The following is a 15,394-nucleotide window of genomic DNA, read 5'->3' on the forward strand; positions in this document are numbered from 1 at the left end:
GAGATGGACTCCATGGATGAAAGCCTCAGCAATCCGGATTTGCGAAATGCCCGTGAAGCACGTGGCTGGACTCTAAAGCAGGTAGCGGAACGCTTACATATTACTGAAATTCAGGTTCAAGGGCTCGAAGAAGGGAATTATGCCGTGCTTCCCGGCGCCACTTTTGCGCGTGGATTCCTCAAGAATTATGCACGCATTCTGGATCTGGATCCGGAACCGTTGCTGCGCAATTATGACGCCGCCAACGCGGGGTCGGGAATTTCTCCGACGCGCCAATTGCTTCCTGATGGCGAGAGCCCCCTGCTGGATTACAGTAAACGCACCCTGCTGATTTCTTTCTTGATATTGATTGCCGTTATAGTGGCTGTCTGGTGGTTCTGGGGGCGGAGCGAGAACGCTTCGACCGTACTACCTGAAAATAACAGCCACAGTGTTTCCTCCATGCCGGCGACCCTGGCTGAGCCGGCAATTTCCAATACGGCGCCCACTGCTTCTGTTCAAAGTGTAGTCGTAGCCACTCGCAGTCAGGCTGTGGGCAGCTCCAGTCCAGTGACAGCCACAGCGCAATCGGCTGCGACCAGCTCTACAGTGACCAGCAATACGACTGCGGGAATCGCTTTCCAGTTTCATGCCAACTGCTGGGTACAGGTCAGGGACGCTGCCGGTAAAACCTTGTTGGCGGTCCTTGGTCGTCCGGGTGATCTGCTCAAAGTGAACTCAGGAAAACCGCCTTATCAGGTTCTGGTTGGCAATGCCCAGGGCGTGACCATTCATTATCAGGGTAAAGCTATTGCGCTTCCTGCGAACGCCATGGGTGTAGCCCGTCTGCAACTGGGAACCGCCCCCACCGCAAGCACGCAATCTGCTGCGATTACAGCGCCAGTACACGGTTCGGCAGATATTCACAGCCCTGTTAACCGGCACCGTGCTGTGCTAAACCATAGTGCACAACCCGACGTTGTTGCCCCAATCACTTCCGCAGCGCTTTCCGTAAGCGCATCTGTTACTAGCGAGGCATCCCATGCACCATGAATCTCCTATTCAGCGTCGTAAAACCCGGCAAATTCACGTTGGAAAAGTCGCCATCGGTGGAGATGCGCCGATCAGCGTGCAAAGCATGACCAATACCGAAACCCGGGACGTAGCAGCCACTGTGGCGCAAATTCGCCGTCTGGAAGCGGTGGGAGCAGACATTGTTCGGGTTTCTGTACCCAGTATGGATGCTGCTGAGGCTTTCAAGGCCATCCGCGCGCAGGTGGAAACGCCTCTGGTCGCCGATATTCATTTTGATCATCGCATCGCTTTGCAGGTCATGACTGATGGTGTTGATGGTCTGCGTATCAATCCCGGTAATATCGGTTCACTGGACAAAACCCGTCTGGTCGTGGAGATGGCCAAGGATAAAGGCATTCCCATTCGTATCGGTGTGAATGCCGGTTCCCTGGAAAAAGATATTCAGGAAAAATATGGCGAACCCACGCCTGAAGCCTTGGTAGAGTCCGCCTTGCGACATGTCAGCATTCTCGACGAGCTGAATTTCCACGATGTCAAAATCAGCGTGAAAGCTTCCGACGTGTTTCTCGCAGTAGGGGCATACCGACTGCTTTCGGAAAAAGTGGATTATCCCCTGCATCTGGGCATTACCGAAGCCGGCGGTCTGCGTTCGGGTACGGTCAAATCCGCCATTGGTCTGGGTCTGCTGCTGCGTGATGGTATTGGCGATACCATCCGTATTTCCCTAGCCGCTGATCCCGTGGAAGAAATCCGGGTTGGCTTTGATATTCTCAAGAGCCTGCACCTGCGCCAGAAGGGTATTAACCTGATTGCCTGTCCTTCCTGCTCCCGTCAGGAGTTTGATGTCATCAACACCATCAATGCCCTCGAGGCGCGGCTTGAAGATATTCTTGAGCCCATGGATGTGTCGGTGATTGGCTGCGTGGTCAATGGTATTGGCGAAGCCAAGGAAGCGGACATTGGTCTGGCGGGCGGAGACAAGCGTAGCATTCTCTATTATCGCGGCAAGCAGGTAGACCGGGTAGAAAACGTGAATATAGTTGATGTTCTGGAAAAACGGATTCGTGCCGAAATTGCGGAGCGTCAGGCAGCCCGTAATGATGCCTGAGCGCCTGGTAATGGTTCGTTTGGGGAAAGTGAGTTATTCGTATGGCTGTTAAGGGATTACAGGCGGTGCGGGGAATGAACGATATTTTCCCCGCAGAAGCAGCAGCCTGGCAGGCTCTGGAAATGGATTTGCGGGGCTTGCTCAAGTTGTATGATTACGGCGAAGTCCGTCTCCCGTTGCTGGAATCGACAGAACTTTTCGCCCGTGCCATTGGTGACGTCACCGACATTGTCCAGAAAGAAATGTACACCTTTGCCGATCGTAATGGCGACAGTCTTACTCTGCGTCCGGAAGGGACTGCTGGTTGTGTACGAGCCGCGATCCAGAATCAGACCATGCGCGGGCAGACTCCGCGTTATTATTACATGGGCCCCATGTTTCGCCATGAACGTCCCCAGAAAGGCCGCTATCGGCAATTTCACCAACTGGGCGTTGAGGTTTTCGGTCAGGCCGGAGCCGGTACAGATGCCGAAATCATCGCCCTGTCTGCGCGTATTCTGAAGCAGGCCGGGGTGCAGGCCTCTTTACAAATCAACTCATTGGGCAGTCCACAGGCGCGGGCAGCTTACCGTGAGCGACTTCTGGAGTATTTGCGACCGCAACAGGAAGCCTTATGTGCTGATTGTCAGACCCGTATGGAGCTCAATCCATTACGGATTCTGGATTGTAAAGTGCCTGGCTGTCGGCAGATTGCCAGCAGCGCACCACATCTGGTGGATCATCTCGATACCGAATCGGCCCTGCATTTTGCCAGCCTGCAAAAACTGCTGACGGCTCTTGATATTCCCTATCAATTGAATCACAGCCTGGTACGCGGGCTGGATTACTATAACCGGACGGTTTTTGAATGGGTTACGGATGCCTTGGGTGCCCAGGGAACCGTGCTGGCCGGAGGTCGTTATGATGGACTGGTTGCCCAGCTGGGTGGTCAGGATACTCCCGCCATTGGTTTCGCTGTAGGGTTGGAACGCTTACTCGCCTTGCAGGAAATTCAGGGAAACCAGGCCTGCGCCGACAAACCTGTACTTTTTATCGGGGCCATGGAGGACGATAGTCTCGCTCGTTCCTGGCAACTCGCTGAAGCTCTCCGTGATCTGGGTATCAGTGTGGTCAGTGGCGGCCCTGCGGGTTTCAAAGCTCTGCTGAAGCAGGCAGAACGTTCCCGGGCGCTGTTCCAGCTGGTCATCGGGTTGGGACAATTGCAAGGAGAACCAGTAATCATCAAGGAACAGTGCGGGGAAGGGCGTTGGGAAGGCAGTCTGGAGGCAGTGATCACTGGTCTGCAAAGCCTCGGCGTTGATTTCCCCAAGCATGCACCCCATACTGGGCAAAATTTTGCCACTGCCAGAAGATCAAAGTGACCGGTCAAGAACTTTCCGCATTGCTCTCCCGCCATCGTATTACCCTGATTGTGGGTATTCTCGTGATTCTTTTTGCCGCCATGGGGTTTTTTGGCTACGAAAAATATCAACGCCATCAAACCGAAAAAGCGGCAGTGCTGTATAGTGAGCTGTTAGACACCATGGTTCAGGGGCAGACCAGCACGGCCCGTGCCAGTGCGGGCACGCTGATTCATCAGTACGCCCACACCCCTTATGCAACCATGGCGCATTTTTTTCTGGCGCGTATGGATATGGAGGGCAAACAAGTTCCTGCCGCAGAAAAAACGCTCATGAGCGTGATAAAGAATACCAGCGCACCGCGTGGCATGCGCAGCCTTGCTCGCTTGAATCTGGCACGCCTGTATGTGGATCAGCATCAGGCACATAAGGCCCTGGATATCCTGCAAAATCCACAGCCTGCCTATGTTACCTTAGCTGATGAAATCAAAGGGGACGCCTATGCCTCTCTGAATCAGATCAGTCAGGCAGAACAGGCCTACCATTCGGCCATGTCCGCCTTGCCGGCGGTTGACCCTTATCGTACTTATCTGCAAATGAAAATCGCCAATATTGGAGTTGCGCCGTGATGCGGAATGATTTTTTCAAAAGCATATGGCGTTTAGCCGTTCTGGGAATAGTTGCTGCCCTGCTGAATGGCTGCGGAATCATGTCCTGGTTTAAATCCTCACCCAGTCCCAAAACGCCTCCACCCATCAGTAAAGGTCATAATAAAGTTTCTTTTTCGACGCAATGGCAGGCCCGGCTTTATGGACTATGGCCTATCAACCCCTACCAGGGAACAGAAATTGCCCACTCTGCGCATCAGATTGTGGTGGCTAATGCTTCCGGGCATCTGGTCAGCATGAATGAATCGGGCAGTCAGCAATGGATGCGCAGTCTGGATGGCAAAAGTGCGCGCGGTGCCACCATCGCCCATGGCGTCGTCTATGCGGGAACCAATGCCGGCAAGGTATTTGCGTTTGATGCTAAAAATGGTCATAAACTCTGGTCGGTACAACTCAGCTCCGAAGTGTTGACACCGGTAGTCTATGCCGACGATCACTTACTGATGCAAACCGTAAATGGCCATCTTTGGTCGCTAAACCCCAAGGATGGCAAAATTCAGTGGACCTTCTCCATGAACCAGCCCTCCCTCATCTTGCGCGCAGTTTCTACCCCGACTGTGCATGATGGTGTGGTCTATGCCGGTTTTGCTGATGGAACCTTGACAGCATTAAGTCTTTCCACGGGTGCTGAGTTGTGGCATGCCCGTGTAGCTATTGCCCATGGCAGCAACGAGCTGGCGCGGATGGTGGATGTGGCAGCGCGTCCGATAGTTGCTGATGATCAGGTTTTTGCGGCAGCCTATCAGGGTAATCTGGCTGCCTATACACAGCAGGGAGGCACCCAGAACTGGAGTGTCCCCATGTCGGTGTATTTAACTCCAGTCTGGTTCAAAGGACATTTGTATGTGGCCGATTCAGATGGAGTAATTTCTGAAATAGATCCTGGTTCCGGCAGCATCTTGTGGAAAAACGATAAACTCAAAGGCCATGCCATGACCGGTCTGAGTAGTTGTGGAAATGATTTGCTGGCAACCGATAATGGTGGCTATCTCTACGCCTTCAATCCCGAATCCGGGCATCGGATTGGTCAGACACGCCTTTCCTCCAGTGGAATTCAAAGTAGTCCTGTATGTCTGGATAATAACCAGATTCTTGCTCTCAGTGATGCGGGCACTTTGTATCGGATCAAGCTCGAAAAGCGCTAAGGCTGTATCATGACTGCAGTTATTGCCCTGGTGGGGCGACCCAATGTCGGTAAATCCACTTTTTTTAATCGCCTCACCCGTACGCGTGAGGCTCTGGTTGCCGATTTCCCCGGGCTGACGCGTGATCGTCACTATGGAACCGCGCAGTTTGAAGGGCGTCAGTATCTGGTCATTGATACCGGCGGCTTTGAACCTGAAGAACGCGAGGGCCTGGTTGCAGCCATGGCCATTCAGACCAGACTGGCTATTCAGGAAGCCGATGCCATCTGTTTTCTGGTCGATGCCAAAGAAGGTTTGTCTGCCCAGGATGAAGAAATCGCCATGGAATTGCGCCGTGGTGGCAAACCGATTTATCTGGTTGTGAACAAGATGGATGCCAAAGGAGCCGTCAGCGAACTCCCGGAATTCCATCGCCTGGGTCTGGGAATGCCCTATACGATTTCTGCTGCTCATGGGCATGGGGTTGAAACCCTGCTGGAAGCCGTTTTCTCGGATCTGCCCAGTGAGGAAATTGCGCAGCAGGATGCCGGAAAAGGCCCCCGCATAGCCATGCTCGGCCGTCCCAATGTAGGAAAATCGACACTGGTAAACGCCATGCTTGGTGAAAAAAGAGTGTTGGTATTTGATGAGCCGGGGACTACCCGGGACAGCATCCGCATTCCTTATGAACGGGATGGCAAGCCCTATGTCATGATTGATACGGCCGGAATGCGGCGGCGTGCCCGAGTCGGCGAAGGCCTGGAAAAGCTCAGTGTTTTGAAAACATTGGGTGCATTGCGGGAAGCCGATGTCGTGTTGCTGGTGCTCGATGCCAGGGTCGGTATTGCTGAACAGGATTCTCATCTGGTGGGGGTCGCTGTAGAGTTGGGACGCCCGATTGTCGTCGTGATCAATAAATGGGACGGGATGAGTCCTCACGAGCGTAAGGCGGTCAAGCAGGAGCTCGAGCGCCGCCTGAGTTTTATTCAGTATGCGCCGGTCTACACCATTTCCGCCTTGCATGGTACCGGTGTTGGCGATTTGTACAAAAGTATTGATCGCCTTTGGCAGGATTCCCGCAAACATTTTTCAACAGGAGAGCTGAATAGGGCTTTGGGCGAGATTATTGAAACCCATCAGCCACCCATGGTTGGTGGACGCCGAATCAAGTTACGTTATTGTCATCAGGGTGGTGAAAATCCGGTGACTCTGGTATTTCACGGGAATCAATTAACGCGCTTGCCGGGTAGTTACAAGCGCTATCTGGAAAGCGCCTTCCGGAAAGCCTTACATCTGGACTCCATTCCTTTGCGCCTGTTATTTCGTCAGGGCGAAAACCCCTATGATCCACAAAGAGGAAAGCATTAAATGAAAGGCAGTCTGTCCGGATGGTGGCGTTGGGCCATTATCGCGCTCCTTATTTATCTCGGTATTTTATGGAGTGGGGCGATGCTGCCGGTCAGTCCCCAGGGTTTATGGATTCGTGCCGGGGAGTACGCACTCTGGGCCACCGTAACCCTGGGTGCTTTAGCGCGCTTTTATCCGGTGCTTGGTCCTTATGGCTGGCGTCCGGTGACTATTTTTGTGGGGGCTGTTTTATCCGGGCTGGAGATTTTCATTGGTTCGGGTCCCGATACTAAAACCCGCGTGGACGAATGGATGACTGCTCTGATTGGCATTGCCGTAATCACGATTCTTGCCCGCGTGTTACCCCGTGCAATCACCGTCATCTGGTTTGGGCAGGAGGTGCAAAAGCGTGAACCTTTTACTCGTACGCCACGCTGAGGCAGAAGACGAAACGGTTTCCGGCTCGGATTTTGCGCGGCAACTCACCCGCCATGGACATGAAACCGCAGCCGCTGTCGCCCGGGGTTTACGCCACTGTATTCATGGCTCGGTTCTATTGTGGAGCAGCCCCTTGCTCCGTACCCGCGAAACTGCCGCATATATTGCCCAAGCCTTTGGTATTGAAGTGGAAAGTTATCATGAAGCGATTCCGGCCGGCGATCTGAACACGCTCAGTCGGGATTGGCAGAACCTGAGCAAACAGCCCGAAACGCTGATTGTGGTGGGTCATCAACCCCATCTCGGAATTTGGACTACGCGGCTAACCCGGGTCAGTGTCCCCGTCAAAAAAGCCAGCGTGATTGGTATTCATCTGAAAGCTGTTGATCAAATGGAAGGTGAACTTCAGTGGTATGCTTTGCCGGAAATGCTGCGCGCCGTTGCGACTGAGAACAAAGCATAAGTACAACTGTTTTAGTCAGCAGCGCAAATTGGTGTATAGTCCACAAGTCACTTCACACGTTCAATCAGGAGGTGTTAGATGTCCGAAGCAGCGGATCTTGTTATCATTCTTATTACTGGCGCGGAAAACCCCAAGCGTCTTCCTTCCGCCTTTTTCCTGGCTGCCACTGCCGCCGCCGCCGAGCAGAAAGTCGTCATGTATTTCACCGGACCGGCCACGGAGTTGCTTGCCAAAGGTAAGGCCGAAAGTATATTTCCGATGGAAGGTGGCAAAAGTGTCGCCGACTTCATGAAGCTGGCTGAGGATAATGAAGTTCAGATTATTGGGTGCCTGCAGTCACTGGAATTGAATGGTATGACCAAAGATGATCTGGCCAAACCCATTCCCATGATGAATCCCAGTGCTGCGCTGCCTTCATTGGCCGCTGCAGGTCGGATTCTGACCTGGTAATCGGCGCTTAAAAACCTTCATTGTCTTGAAGAGCCCGTCCTTTTGGTCGGGCTCTGTTTGTAACAGAAGTTTTGTCATCATACTGTCATATAACTGTGCTAGATTGCTAATTACGTCGCGTCAGGACTGCTCGCAAGCATTGATGACGTACGGTGTGTGTTTGGGAATAAGCCGTAAATCAACGTATTCGCCATCTTTGGAGGTCTTATGCTGTATCGTTTGAAGAAAGAGCTTTCTCGCAGTGTAAAGGGTGCCGTAATGGTTTCTGCATTGGGTCTTGTCGGCATGTATGCTATGCCTGCCAATGCTGCCACGATTTCTTTGTTGGAAACCGGTTCCACCCTGTTGTATCCACTTTTCAATTTGTGGGTACCTGCGTACACCAAAATGAATCCCGGCGTGCAGATAACCACCCAGGGTACAGGAAGTGGTACGGGTATTGCCGAAGCCATTTCCGGCGTCGCCCAGATTGGCGCTTCTGATGCATACATGAGTGATGCCCAGATCAAACAGCACCCGAACATCCTCAACATTCCTTTGGCCATCTCCATTCAGATGATCAATTACAATCTGCCCGGTCTGAACAACAAGCATCTGAAGCTTTCCGGTCCTGTGCTTGCCGGTATTTATTCCGGCAAAATCACCAATTGGGACGATGCGGCCATTGCCAAGCTGAATCCTGGTGTGAAACTGCCCAACCACAAGATTGTCCCTATCCACCGCACCGATGGTTCTGGCGACACTTTTATTTTTACCACCTACCTGGCTGACACCACTCCAGCATGGAGCAAAAGCGTTGGCTACAGTACGACGGTAAGTTGGCCGGCCGTTCCGGGTGGTATCGGTGCCGAAGGCAACCCCGGCATGGTCCAGGCTCTGAAGACAACGCCTTATGGTGTGGCATACATCGGTATCAGCTGGAAGAAACCAGTTGAAGAAGCCAAATTGGGCCTGGCCATGCTGCAAAACCGCGCAGGCAATTTCGTATTGCCTACAGTGGAAAATGCCAAGGCTGCAGCTGGTGAAATGGTCAGCAAGACCCCTGCTGATGAACGGATCAGTCTGGTATTCGCTCCTGGTGCCAAGTCCTACCCCATCATCAATTATGAGTATGCCATCGTCAGCAAGACCCAGGCCAAGCCGGAAGTGGCTGCAGCCATGAAGAAATTCCTGAACTGGGCCATTGATCCTAAGGGCGGTAATGCACCACACTTTATCACTGCGGTAAACTTCGTACCGCTACCCGACAGCGCAGCTGAGCTGTCACGTAAACAGATCGCAGAAATTCACTAAGATCTGAACGGTGCCGGGGTAATAACCCGGCACCGTAATTTTTTAATACGCATTTATTACTGTTTAGATAACTTTACTTACTTTTGGAAGTGGAATCATTGTAATGAAAATTCCTGTATTCAGAACGGCATTAGTGGCTACCGCAAGTTTTTTGCCGATTTCATTACTCCTTCTGATAATTTTTTTGGCCGTGTATTCATGGCCAGCGATTCAGTATAATCAATTTCATTTTTTATGGACGAATGATTGGAACCTTGGCAATCTTTATGGTAACCCAGTTTCAGTAAATGGGCACCAAATCATGCCTGGTGCCAAGTATGGCATCTGGTTTCTGGTCGTTGGGACGATTGCCAGTTCGGTACTGGCGATGCTTATTGCTATGCCTATCGCTGTTGGTGCAGCCTATTTTCTCAGTGAAGGCATTCGCAAAACCTGGGCAGGACCTTTATCCCTATTTGTTGATCTGCTCGCTGCTATTCCCAGTGTAGTATATGGTTTATGGGGATATGCTTTGCTGGTGCCGCTATTTGGTCACAGCATTTTTCCTTTTTTGGCAAAGACTTTTTCTTTTATTCCTTTCCTGAATGGCGAAGCGGGAAGCGGTTATGGGCTATTGACCTCTGCTTTTGTCTTGGCAGTCATGATCATCCCCCTGATTTCGGCGACGTTGCGTGAATCTATACTGATGACGGAACCTGCCTTGAAAGAGGCTGGTTTGAGTCTTGGCTTGAATCGCCTTGAAGTTTTTTGGCATATTGTTTTGCCCAAGCTAAGAACCGTTTTGATCGGCGTAGGAATTTTGGCATTAGGGCGGGCTTTGGGTGAAACCATGGCGGTATTGATGGTCAGTGGTAATGCCCTGAACTACTTACCCAATAATATTTATGCGCCCATTTCGACTATGGCGGCATTTATTGCCTCGCAGCTGGATAGTGCACTGCAAGACCCAACCAATATGGCTGTTGAAGCATTATCTGAAATAGCTCTGGTGTTATTGCTGATTACGGTGGTTGTCAATATAGCTGCCAGAATGATGTTGTGGATGGCAAAGGTGCGCTGATGGCTATTAATGTGTTGGAAGAGCAGGTATTACCGAAAATGAGTACACCCAGGAAATTTAAAGTATCCTTATGGCGCAGGCTGATGACTGTTTTTGCTACCGTCATTGTCACAGGGTCCTTTGTTTTTTTGGCGGCCATGTTTCTTTCCATCATTATTGATGTGCTCATACATGCCTGGCCAGCGCTCAATATCAAATTGTTGACAGAAATTACCAATGGTATTGGTGGTGGTCTGAAAAATGCCATTGAAGGTTCCATTATCATGTCTCTTGGTAGCTTGCTGTTAGCTGCGCCCATCGGGATATCTGCAGGCATTTATTTGAGCGAACATGGTCATGGGAATGCTGGCAAGCTGCTGCGCTTTCTCTCAGACGTTCTGGTTGGGGTACCCTCCATAGTGCTGGGTTACGTCGGTTATATTACGATGGTCATTTATTTGGGCTGGCAGTTTTCAGTGGCTGCAGGAATCATCACCCTGACCGTTATGCTCCTTCCCTATATTGCCCGTTCCACCGAATTGGCGCTGAGCAACATCCCTTTATCTGTTCGCGAAGCGGGATATGGATTAGGGGCAGGGGAGGGGCGGATTGTTTTCAAAATATTACTACCTGGTGCCGCACCGGCGATTATGACCGGACTTTTTTACGCGGTGGCTTTATCCATGGGTGAAACGGCTCCACTTTTGTATACCGCTGGCTGGTCTAACTATATGTGGACCGGAAAACTGACCAATGAGCCAATCGGCTACTTGACCTATGTCATCTGGACATTCATCAACGAGCCCTTTGCAGAATCACATATGTTGGCATTTGCTGCAGCTTTCCTGATTACCGCCGGAGTGTTGATGCTCATTCTTGCGGGGCGCTGGTATATGGTGCGAGCCCAGCGCCGGATGGGAGCATACCGCTAAGCTGTCAGGTTGTTCAGGAAAAAACCTTCAGTACCTGGCTATCTTCTGAACCCGATAGAAGCTCTTTTGCTCTGGCAAGATGTTCAGTGGCACGGCCACGATCACTATTATCTGTCGTCTGCCAAATGGGAAACAAAGTGGTTTCTTCACGGTTTTCATGCTTCGCAAGTGAGCCGGAAAGCATGGCGCAGATGGCCGGCAACATACCATAGTCTTTTTCGTCAAAAGTTTCTTCGAGCAAGCGCGATTGCACAATAATACTGTCATGTTCAAAAAGCATATCTGCCAAGGGTCCCTGCTCTTCGCCCCCCCAAGAACCGGACCCAGCAGATTGTTTTCCAGATGAACGTGACGACGGAGACCAATCCAGTAATCCTGGAAAATACTTTCAGCGTCGGCAATTCTGTTTTCGTTGGCTGCAGCAAGAACCTGGGCAAACTGGTGATCCAGGCGATAATGGTCCCAAGTCAACAGGTCAACCACATCTTTGGCTTCTGCCTCGGCTCGGGGCTGAACTTCGACCTGCCATAGTTTGCCATCGCTTTCCATGTGCCAGGAGATGGCATCACGCAGTTGAAAAGCTACGGCGCGCATCATGGCGGCAGGATCTGAATCTGTAAGCACCTGTATTTTTTGCCCGACGGACAGTCGAATACTGGCTGCATAAACAACGGGTTGTGCTTCAGTATAAGTCATCCCGCGCACATCAATGATGTTACTCAAAGGGGTCACAGCGGAAGGGTTTATGGATTCAATCGACATGAGGGGCATCCTTATGTTACGAAATGGTGCCCAGGGCCGGACTCGAACCGGCACGGTATAAACCGAGGGATTTTAAGTCCCTTGCGTCTACCGATTTCGCCACCTGGGCAAGGTACAGGCTGATCTTTTCATCGTACGCTGTTATCGTGGCGAGAGTCTGATCAACAGTGCCTGCATCATAACAAGATCAACCGTCACAAACCAGATGATCAAGTTATTCGAATAAAAGGCGCAGATTGCGGGAAGGCTTTGCAGCAATTTTGGGCCTCGCAGTTGTTATTTTTGTCGACATCTTTCCCCGAATCATCATTTTTGAACAGTAAGTTGGTAGCCAATTGGTCAACGACTTATTTAAACAGCGATTGCTTTGAAGATTTGCGCGCATGGTATATCGGACAAGAATATGGATACTTGTAAACAGACTGACTGGTCGGTACCATTATCGTATCTATGACCTTGAACAAACCCTGACTAGGAGAAACCATGGCCGACTTGTTCTCACCATTGCAACTGGGCAGCATCCAAACAGCTAATCGCATTTTTATGGCCCCTTTGACGCGCTGCCGCGCAGAGGACGAACATGTACCAACGCCGCTTATGGCAGAATATTACGCTCAAAGAGCCAGTGCGGGGCTGATCATCGCTGAGGCAACCATGATTTTGCCGGGTAATTCTGCCTTTTGGCATGAACCGGGTATTTATTCCGCTGCACAGATTGATGGTTGGCGCTTAGTGACCGACGCCGTGCATTCGGCTGGAGGTAAAATTGCCCTGCAACTCTGGCATGGTGGTAGAGCGTGCCATCCTGATTTGAATGATGGGGTCGTTCCTGTGGCTCCCAGTGCCCTTGCCATTAAGGGTGAAGAGGTACATACCCCAAATGGAAAGCAAAAATATACTGAACCGAGAGCCTTAAAGGATGATGAAATACCCGCTATTGTCCAAGGGTTTGCCCAGGCTGCCCTGAATGCCCGTTCTGCCGGATTTGATATGGTAGAAGTCCATGCGGCAAACGGATATTTACTGGATGAATTTCTGCGGGACGGAAGCAATGTTCGGTCTGGAATATATGGTGGTAGCATGGAAAACCGTGCGCGACTGCTATTCGAAACATTGACGGCTGTTTCAAATGCCATTGGTGCCGATCTGGTCGGGGTGCGTTTATCTCCCCTCAATAGCTTCAACGATATGCGTGATAGTAATCCCGTGGCCTTGTTGACCTGGCTTGCTGATCGCTTGAATGATTTTGGCTTGGCTTATTTACATTTAATGCGCGGAGACTTTTACGGCCATCAATCAGGCGATATTTTGTCTCCAGCGCGGAAACATTACCGTGGATCTCTGATTGCCAACATGGGCTACTCGCCTGAAGAAGCCAAAGAAGCTTTAGCCTCTGGTGTTGTTGATGCCATTGCTTTTGGAACGGCTTTCCTGGCAAATCCAGATTTGCCAGATCGGATTCGTGCAGGCTATTCCTTGAATGCTCCTGACCAATCCACTTTTTATTCTCCTGGGCCAAAAGGATATACTGACTATCCGGCGTATAAAAAATCTAGTTTTAGTAAATAATACAGGACGGGATGAATACCTATTATTCCTTTAGTTATTCTCTCAATTTCCATGATAATTCCTCTCCGGTCCGGAGAGGAATTAATGTGTCCACTCCACAGGGATAGCTTTCGGGAACTGTCCAACTCCGTTTTTCCAGAGTAATGTGCCCCTGATTACGAGGGAGCTGGTAGAAATCCGGTCCATGAAAACTGGCAAAAGCTTCCAGCCGGTCCAGAGCGCCTGCTGCTTCAAAAACTTCTGCATAAAGTTCAATGGCTGCATGGGCGGTGTAAATTCCGGCACAGCCGCAGGCCGACTCCTTGTCCTGACGGGGATGGGGGGCGCTGTCCGTACCGAGAAAATATTTGGGATTACCACTGGTAGCGGCTTGAATCAGTGCCTGGCGGTGGGTTTCCCGTTTGAGAATCGGCAGGCAGTAATGGTGGGGACGAACCCCACCGACAAACAGGGCATTGCGATTGAGGAGCAGGTGATGAGCGGTGATAGTGGCCGCTATCTGCTTTCCGGCATCGGCCACAAATTGGGTGGCGGTGCGGGTGGTGATATGTTCGAGAACCATGCGCAGACCCGGAAAATTGCGAGTCAGGGGTAGCAGATGACGTTCTATGAATACTGCTTCCCGATCAAAAATATCAATATCCGGATCGGTTACTTCTCCATGCAGGAGCAGGGGCAGATCCATTTTTTCCATGGCTTCCAGCACGTTGTATACGCGTTTGAGGTCGGTGACACCGTTTTCCGAGTGGGTGGTTGCTCCCGCCGGATAGTATTTCACTGCCTGTACAAAACCGCTGCTTTTGGCTTTTTCGATTTCACTCACAGTGGTGTTATCGGTGAGATAAAGAGTCATGAGGGGTTGAAATGCTGAGCTCGGTTCCAGTGCAGCAACAATCCGGTCACGATAAGCAGCGGCAAGGTCCACCGTGGTCACGGGCGGTTTCAGGTTGGGCATGACGATGGCTCGACCAAAACGTCGGGCACTGTCAGGAAGCACTGAGGCCATATTGGCCCCGTCACGCAGATGCAGATGCCAGTCGTCGGGACAAATCAGGTTGAGTTCTTGCACAGCAACATCCTCAGCTTATTGAGATCAGACTGGATGATATGTTGCTGGCGCAATGTTTTTCAATCGGGCACTGCGGACTGCTCAGATTTTTGCTGGGCGGCTGCTCTGGCTTTTTTGGCGGCCGCAGCACTGTGAACCTGCAGGCTATGGTCAATGGCGGTAGCTTCCTGAGGATTCAGGGAGCCTATCAACGGCAAAAGGCTGTAGGCTTCTGCAAAGCGCTGCATCCGAATCATGGTTCGGGCTGCACTTCCATAGGCAATGGCGGCTTCCGGATATTTGCCGGTCATGTAATACACATTGCCCAATTCACCATAAATACCCGGATGATCAGGCGCTTCGTGAAGCAGTTTTTGGTAGTCGGCAATGGCTTTCGGCGCATTGCGCTGCCAGTAGGCCGCCCGAGCCTGCAAGAGCAGTTTGACTTCGGCTTTGCTCAGGCTTTTTGTCGAAGCCGGCATAGGCATGGATAAGGTGGGCGGAGCCTTGATATTTTTGTGGGCAGAATGCGCTTTGGCAGCGCCACTTTGTCCAGTTTTTTTGGGCGCGACGGGATGTTTGGCTGCGGGGACAGTTTTTGCAGGTAAGGCAGATTCTGCGGCTGCGGCACTGGCAATACAGCTGAAAGGCGAAAATTCAGGATTCAGGTCGCCTGAGACGAATTGCAGGCTGGCACCCACTAAAAGTGAGGTGAAAAGCATCCCGACCTTGAAAAGGGGGTGTCTTGGCACTAGGGGTAGGGAGAAAACACGCATAAGTTATTCGCCTCAATATTAAA

17 protein-coding genes and 1 tRNA gene are annotated in these 15,394 nt (G+C 51.3%); 14 read left to right on the top strand and 4 right to left on the bottom strand.

All coding sequences use genetic code 11. The features are described from left to right. Positions 1-12 precede the first annotated feature (12 nt). The 12 genes from GCD22_RS05450 (at position 13) to pstA (ending at position 11,216) form a co-directional block, all read left to right on the top strand. Complete coding sequence (locus GCD22_RS05450; protein WP_035211339.1) at positions 13-1,032, top strand: RodZ domain-containing protein; 1,020 nt, start codon at positions 13-15, stop codon at positions 1,030-1,032. Beyond that, the gene (ispG, locus tag GCD22_RS05455) at positions 1,022-2,122 is read left to right on the top strand and encodes a flavodoxin-dependent (E)-4-hydroxy-3-methylbut-2-enyl-diphosphate synthase (protein ID WP_031574972.1); all 1,101 of its coding nucleotides are present in this window, start codon (positions 1,022-1,024) and stop codon (positions 2,120-2,122) included. Before GCD22_RS05450 ends, ispG begins: the two co-directional genes overlap by 11 nt. Positions 2,123-2,163: 41 nt before the next feature. Next, complete coding sequence (gene hisS / locus GCD22_RS05460; RefSeq protein ID WP_031574974.1) at positions 2,164-3,483, top strand: histidine--tRNA ligase; 1,320 nt, start codon at positions 2,164-2,166, stop codon at positions 3,481-3,483. After that, entirely contained in the window at positions 3,480-4,091 is a 612-nt protein-coding gene (locus tag GCD22_RS05465; RefSeq protein WP_031574977.1) for a YfgM family protein, read from the top strand. Before hisS ends, GCD22_RS05465 begins: the two co-directional genes overlap by 4 nt. Next, on the top strand, positions 4,091-5,275 hold the full coding sequence (bamB, locus tag GCD22_RS05470) for an outer membrane protein assembly factor BamB (protein ID WP_024892628.1): 1,185 nt from the start codon (positions 4,091-4,093) through the stop codon (positions 5,273-5,275). Before GCD22_RS05465 ends, bamB begins: the two co-directional genes overlap by 1 nt. Positions 5,276-5,284: 9 nt before the next feature. Continuing rightward, positions 5,285-6,622 (top strand): ribosome biogenesis GTPase Der, encoded by a 1,338-nt coding sequence (der, locus tag GCD22_RS05475; RefSeq protein ID WP_031574980.1) that lies wholly within the window; start codon positions 5,285-5,287, stop codon positions 6,620-6,622. After that, positions 6,623-7,039, top strand: coding sequence for a hypothetical protein (locus GCD22_RS05480; protein WP_024892630.1), 417 nt, complete (start codon positions 6,623-6,625; stop codon positions 7,037-7,039). It abuts the gene before it with no gap. After that, positions 7,011-7,502 (top strand): SixA phosphatase family protein, encoded by a 492-nt coding sequence (locus tag GCD22_RS05485; RefSeq protein WP_031574983.1) that lies wholly within the window; start codon positions 7,011-7,013, stop codon positions 7,500-7,502. Before GCD22_RS05480 ends, GCD22_RS05485 begins: the two co-directional genes overlap by 29 nt. Positions 7,503-7,580: 78 nt before the next feature. After that, on the top strand, positions 7,581-7,952 hold the full coding sequence (locus tag GCD22_RS05490; RefSeq protein WP_010640087.1) for a DsrE family protein: 372 nt from the start codon (positions 7,581-7,583) through the stop codon (positions 7,950-7,952). 207 nt (positions 7,953-8,159) lie between these two features. Then, positions 8,160-9,245 carry a phosphate ABC transporter substrate-binding protein PstS gene (gene pstS / locus GCD22_RS05495; protein ID WP_031574987.1) on the top strand — a complete coding sequence of 362 codons (1,086 nt, stop codon included), beginning with the start codon at positions 8,160-8,162 and terminating at the stop codon, positions 9,243-9,245. Positions 9,246-9,348: 103 nt separating this feature from the next. Next, complete coding sequence (gene pstC, locus GCD22_RS05500) at positions 9,349-10,305, top strand: phosphate ABC transporter permease subunit PstC (RefSeq protein WP_031574990.1); 957 nt, start codon at positions 9,349-9,351, stop codon at positions 10,303-10,305. 83 nt (positions 10,306-10,388) lie between these two features. Then, the gene (pstA, locus tag GCD22_RS05505) at positions 10,389-11,216 is read left to right on the top strand and encodes a phosphate ABC transporter permease PstA (RefSeq protein ID WP_226856022.1); all 828 of its coding nucleotides are present in this window, start codon (positions 10,389-10,391) and stop codon (positions 11,214-11,216) included. Positions 11,217-11,229: 13 nt separating this feature from the next. Here the strand turns inward: pstA and GCD22_RS18375 are convergent, their stop codons facing one another. Further along, on the bottom strand, positions 11,230-11,505 hold the full coding sequence (locus tag GCD22_RS18375; protein ID WP_244947583.1) for a hypothetical protein: 276 nt from the start codon (positions 11,503-11,505) through the stop codon (positions 11,230-11,232). Positions 11,506-11,558: 53 nt separating this feature from the next. On the opposite strand from GCD22_RS18375, the gene GCD22_RS18380 reads away from it, so the two are divergent. After that, positions 11,559-11,747 carry a hypothetical protein gene (locus tag GCD22_RS18380; protein ID WP_244947584.1) on the top strand — a complete coding sequence of 63 codons (189 nt, stop codon included), beginning with the start codon at positions 11,559-11,561 and terminating at the stop codon, positions 11,745-11,747. 255 nt (positions 11,748-12,002) lie between these two features. Here GCD22_RS18380 and GCD22_RS05515 read toward each other — a convergent pair. Beyond that, positions 12,003-12,087 (bottom strand) — tRNA-Leu (locus GCD22_RS05515). A gap of 374 nt (positions 12,088-12,461) precedes the next feature. Between GCD22_RS05515 and GCD22_RS05520 the strand changes: the two genes are divergently transcribed. Then, positions 12,462-13,547, top strand: a complete 1,086-nt coding sequence (locus GCD22_RS05520; protein WP_031574998.1) for an alkene reductase — start codon at positions 12,462-12,464, stop codon at positions 13,545-13,547. 34 nt (positions 13,548-13,581) lie between these two features. On the opposite strand, the gene pyrC is transcribed toward GCD22_RS05520, so the two are convergent. Together pyrC and GCD22_RS05530 are read right to left on the bottom strand one after the other, a co-directional pair. Then, positions 13,582-14,616 carry a dihydroorotase gene (pyrC, locus tag GCD22_RS05525; RefSeq protein ID WP_065974709.1) on the bottom strand — a complete coding sequence of 345 codons (1,035 nt, stop codon included), beginning with the start codon at positions 14,614-14,616 and terminating at the stop codon, positions 13,582-13,584. 59 nt (positions 14,617-14,675) lie between these two features. Further along, on the bottom strand, positions 14,676-15,371 hold the full coding sequence (locus tag GCD22_RS05530; RefSeq protein ID WP_077218245.1) for a tetratricopeptide repeat protein: 696 nt from the start codon (positions 15,369-15,371) through the stop codon (positions 14,676-14,678). Positions 15,372-15,394: the final 23 nt, after the last annotated feature.

It is taken from the genome of Acidithiobacillus thiooxidans ATCC 19377 (genome assembly GCF_009662475.1).
GTDB lineage: Bacteria > Pseudomonadota > Gammaproteobacteria > Acidithiobacillales > Acidithiobacillaceae > Acidithiobacillus > Acidithiobacillus thiooxidans.

Bases quoted from the DNA above. Each gene is read 5' to 3' on its own strand.
- hisS (WP_031574974.1), top strand. From the start codon at position 2,164: ATGGCTGTTAAGGGATTACAGGCGGTGCGGGGAATGAACGATATTTTC.
- GCD22_RS05480 (WP_024892630.1), top strand. From the start codon at position 6,623: ATGAAAGGCAGTCTGTCCGGATGGTGGCGTTGGGCCATTATCGCGCTC.
- bamB (WP_024892628.1), top strand. From the start codon at position 4,091: ATGCGGAATGATTTTTTCAAAAGCATATGGCGTTTAGCCGTTCTGGGA.
- pstS (WP_031574987.1), top strand. From the start codon at position 8,160: ATGCTGTATCGTTTGAAGAAAGAGCTTTCTCGCAGTGTAAAGGGTGCC.
- der (WP_031574980.1), top strand. From the start codon at position 5,285: ATGACTGCAGTTATTGCCCTGGTGGGGCGACCCAATGTCGGTAAATCC.
- GCD22_RS18380 (WP_244947584.1), top strand. From the start codon at position 11,559: ATGAACGTGACGACGGAGACCAATCCAGTAATCCTGGAAAATACTTTC.
- GCD22_RS05450 (WP_035211339.1), top strand. From the start codon at position 13: ATGGATGAAAGCCTCAGCAATCCGGATTTGCGAAATGCCCGTGAAGCA.
- pstC (WP_031574990.1), top strand. From the start codon at position 9,349: ATGAAAATTCCTGTATTCAGAACGGCATTAGTGGCTACCGCAAGTTTT.
- ispG (WP_031574972.1), top strand. From the start codon at position 1,022: ATGCACCATGAATCTCCTATTCAGCGTCGTAAAACCCGGCAAATTCAC.
- pstA (WP_226856022.1), top strand. From the start codon at position 10,389: ATGACTGTTTTTGCTACCGTCATTGTCACAGGGTCCTTTGTTTTTTTG.
- GCD22_RS05530 (WP_077218245.1), bottom strand. From the start codon at position 15,371: ATGCGTGTTTTCTCCCTACCCCTAGTGCCAAGACACCCCCTTTTCAAG.
- GCD22_RS05520 (WP_031574998.1), top strand. From the start codon at position 12,462: ATGGCCGACTTGTTCTCACCATTGCAACTGGGCAGCATCCAAACAGCT.
- GCD22_RS05490 (WP_010640087.1), top strand. From the start codon at position 7,581: ATGTCCGAAGCAGCGGATCTTGTTATCATTCTTATTACTGGCGCGGAA.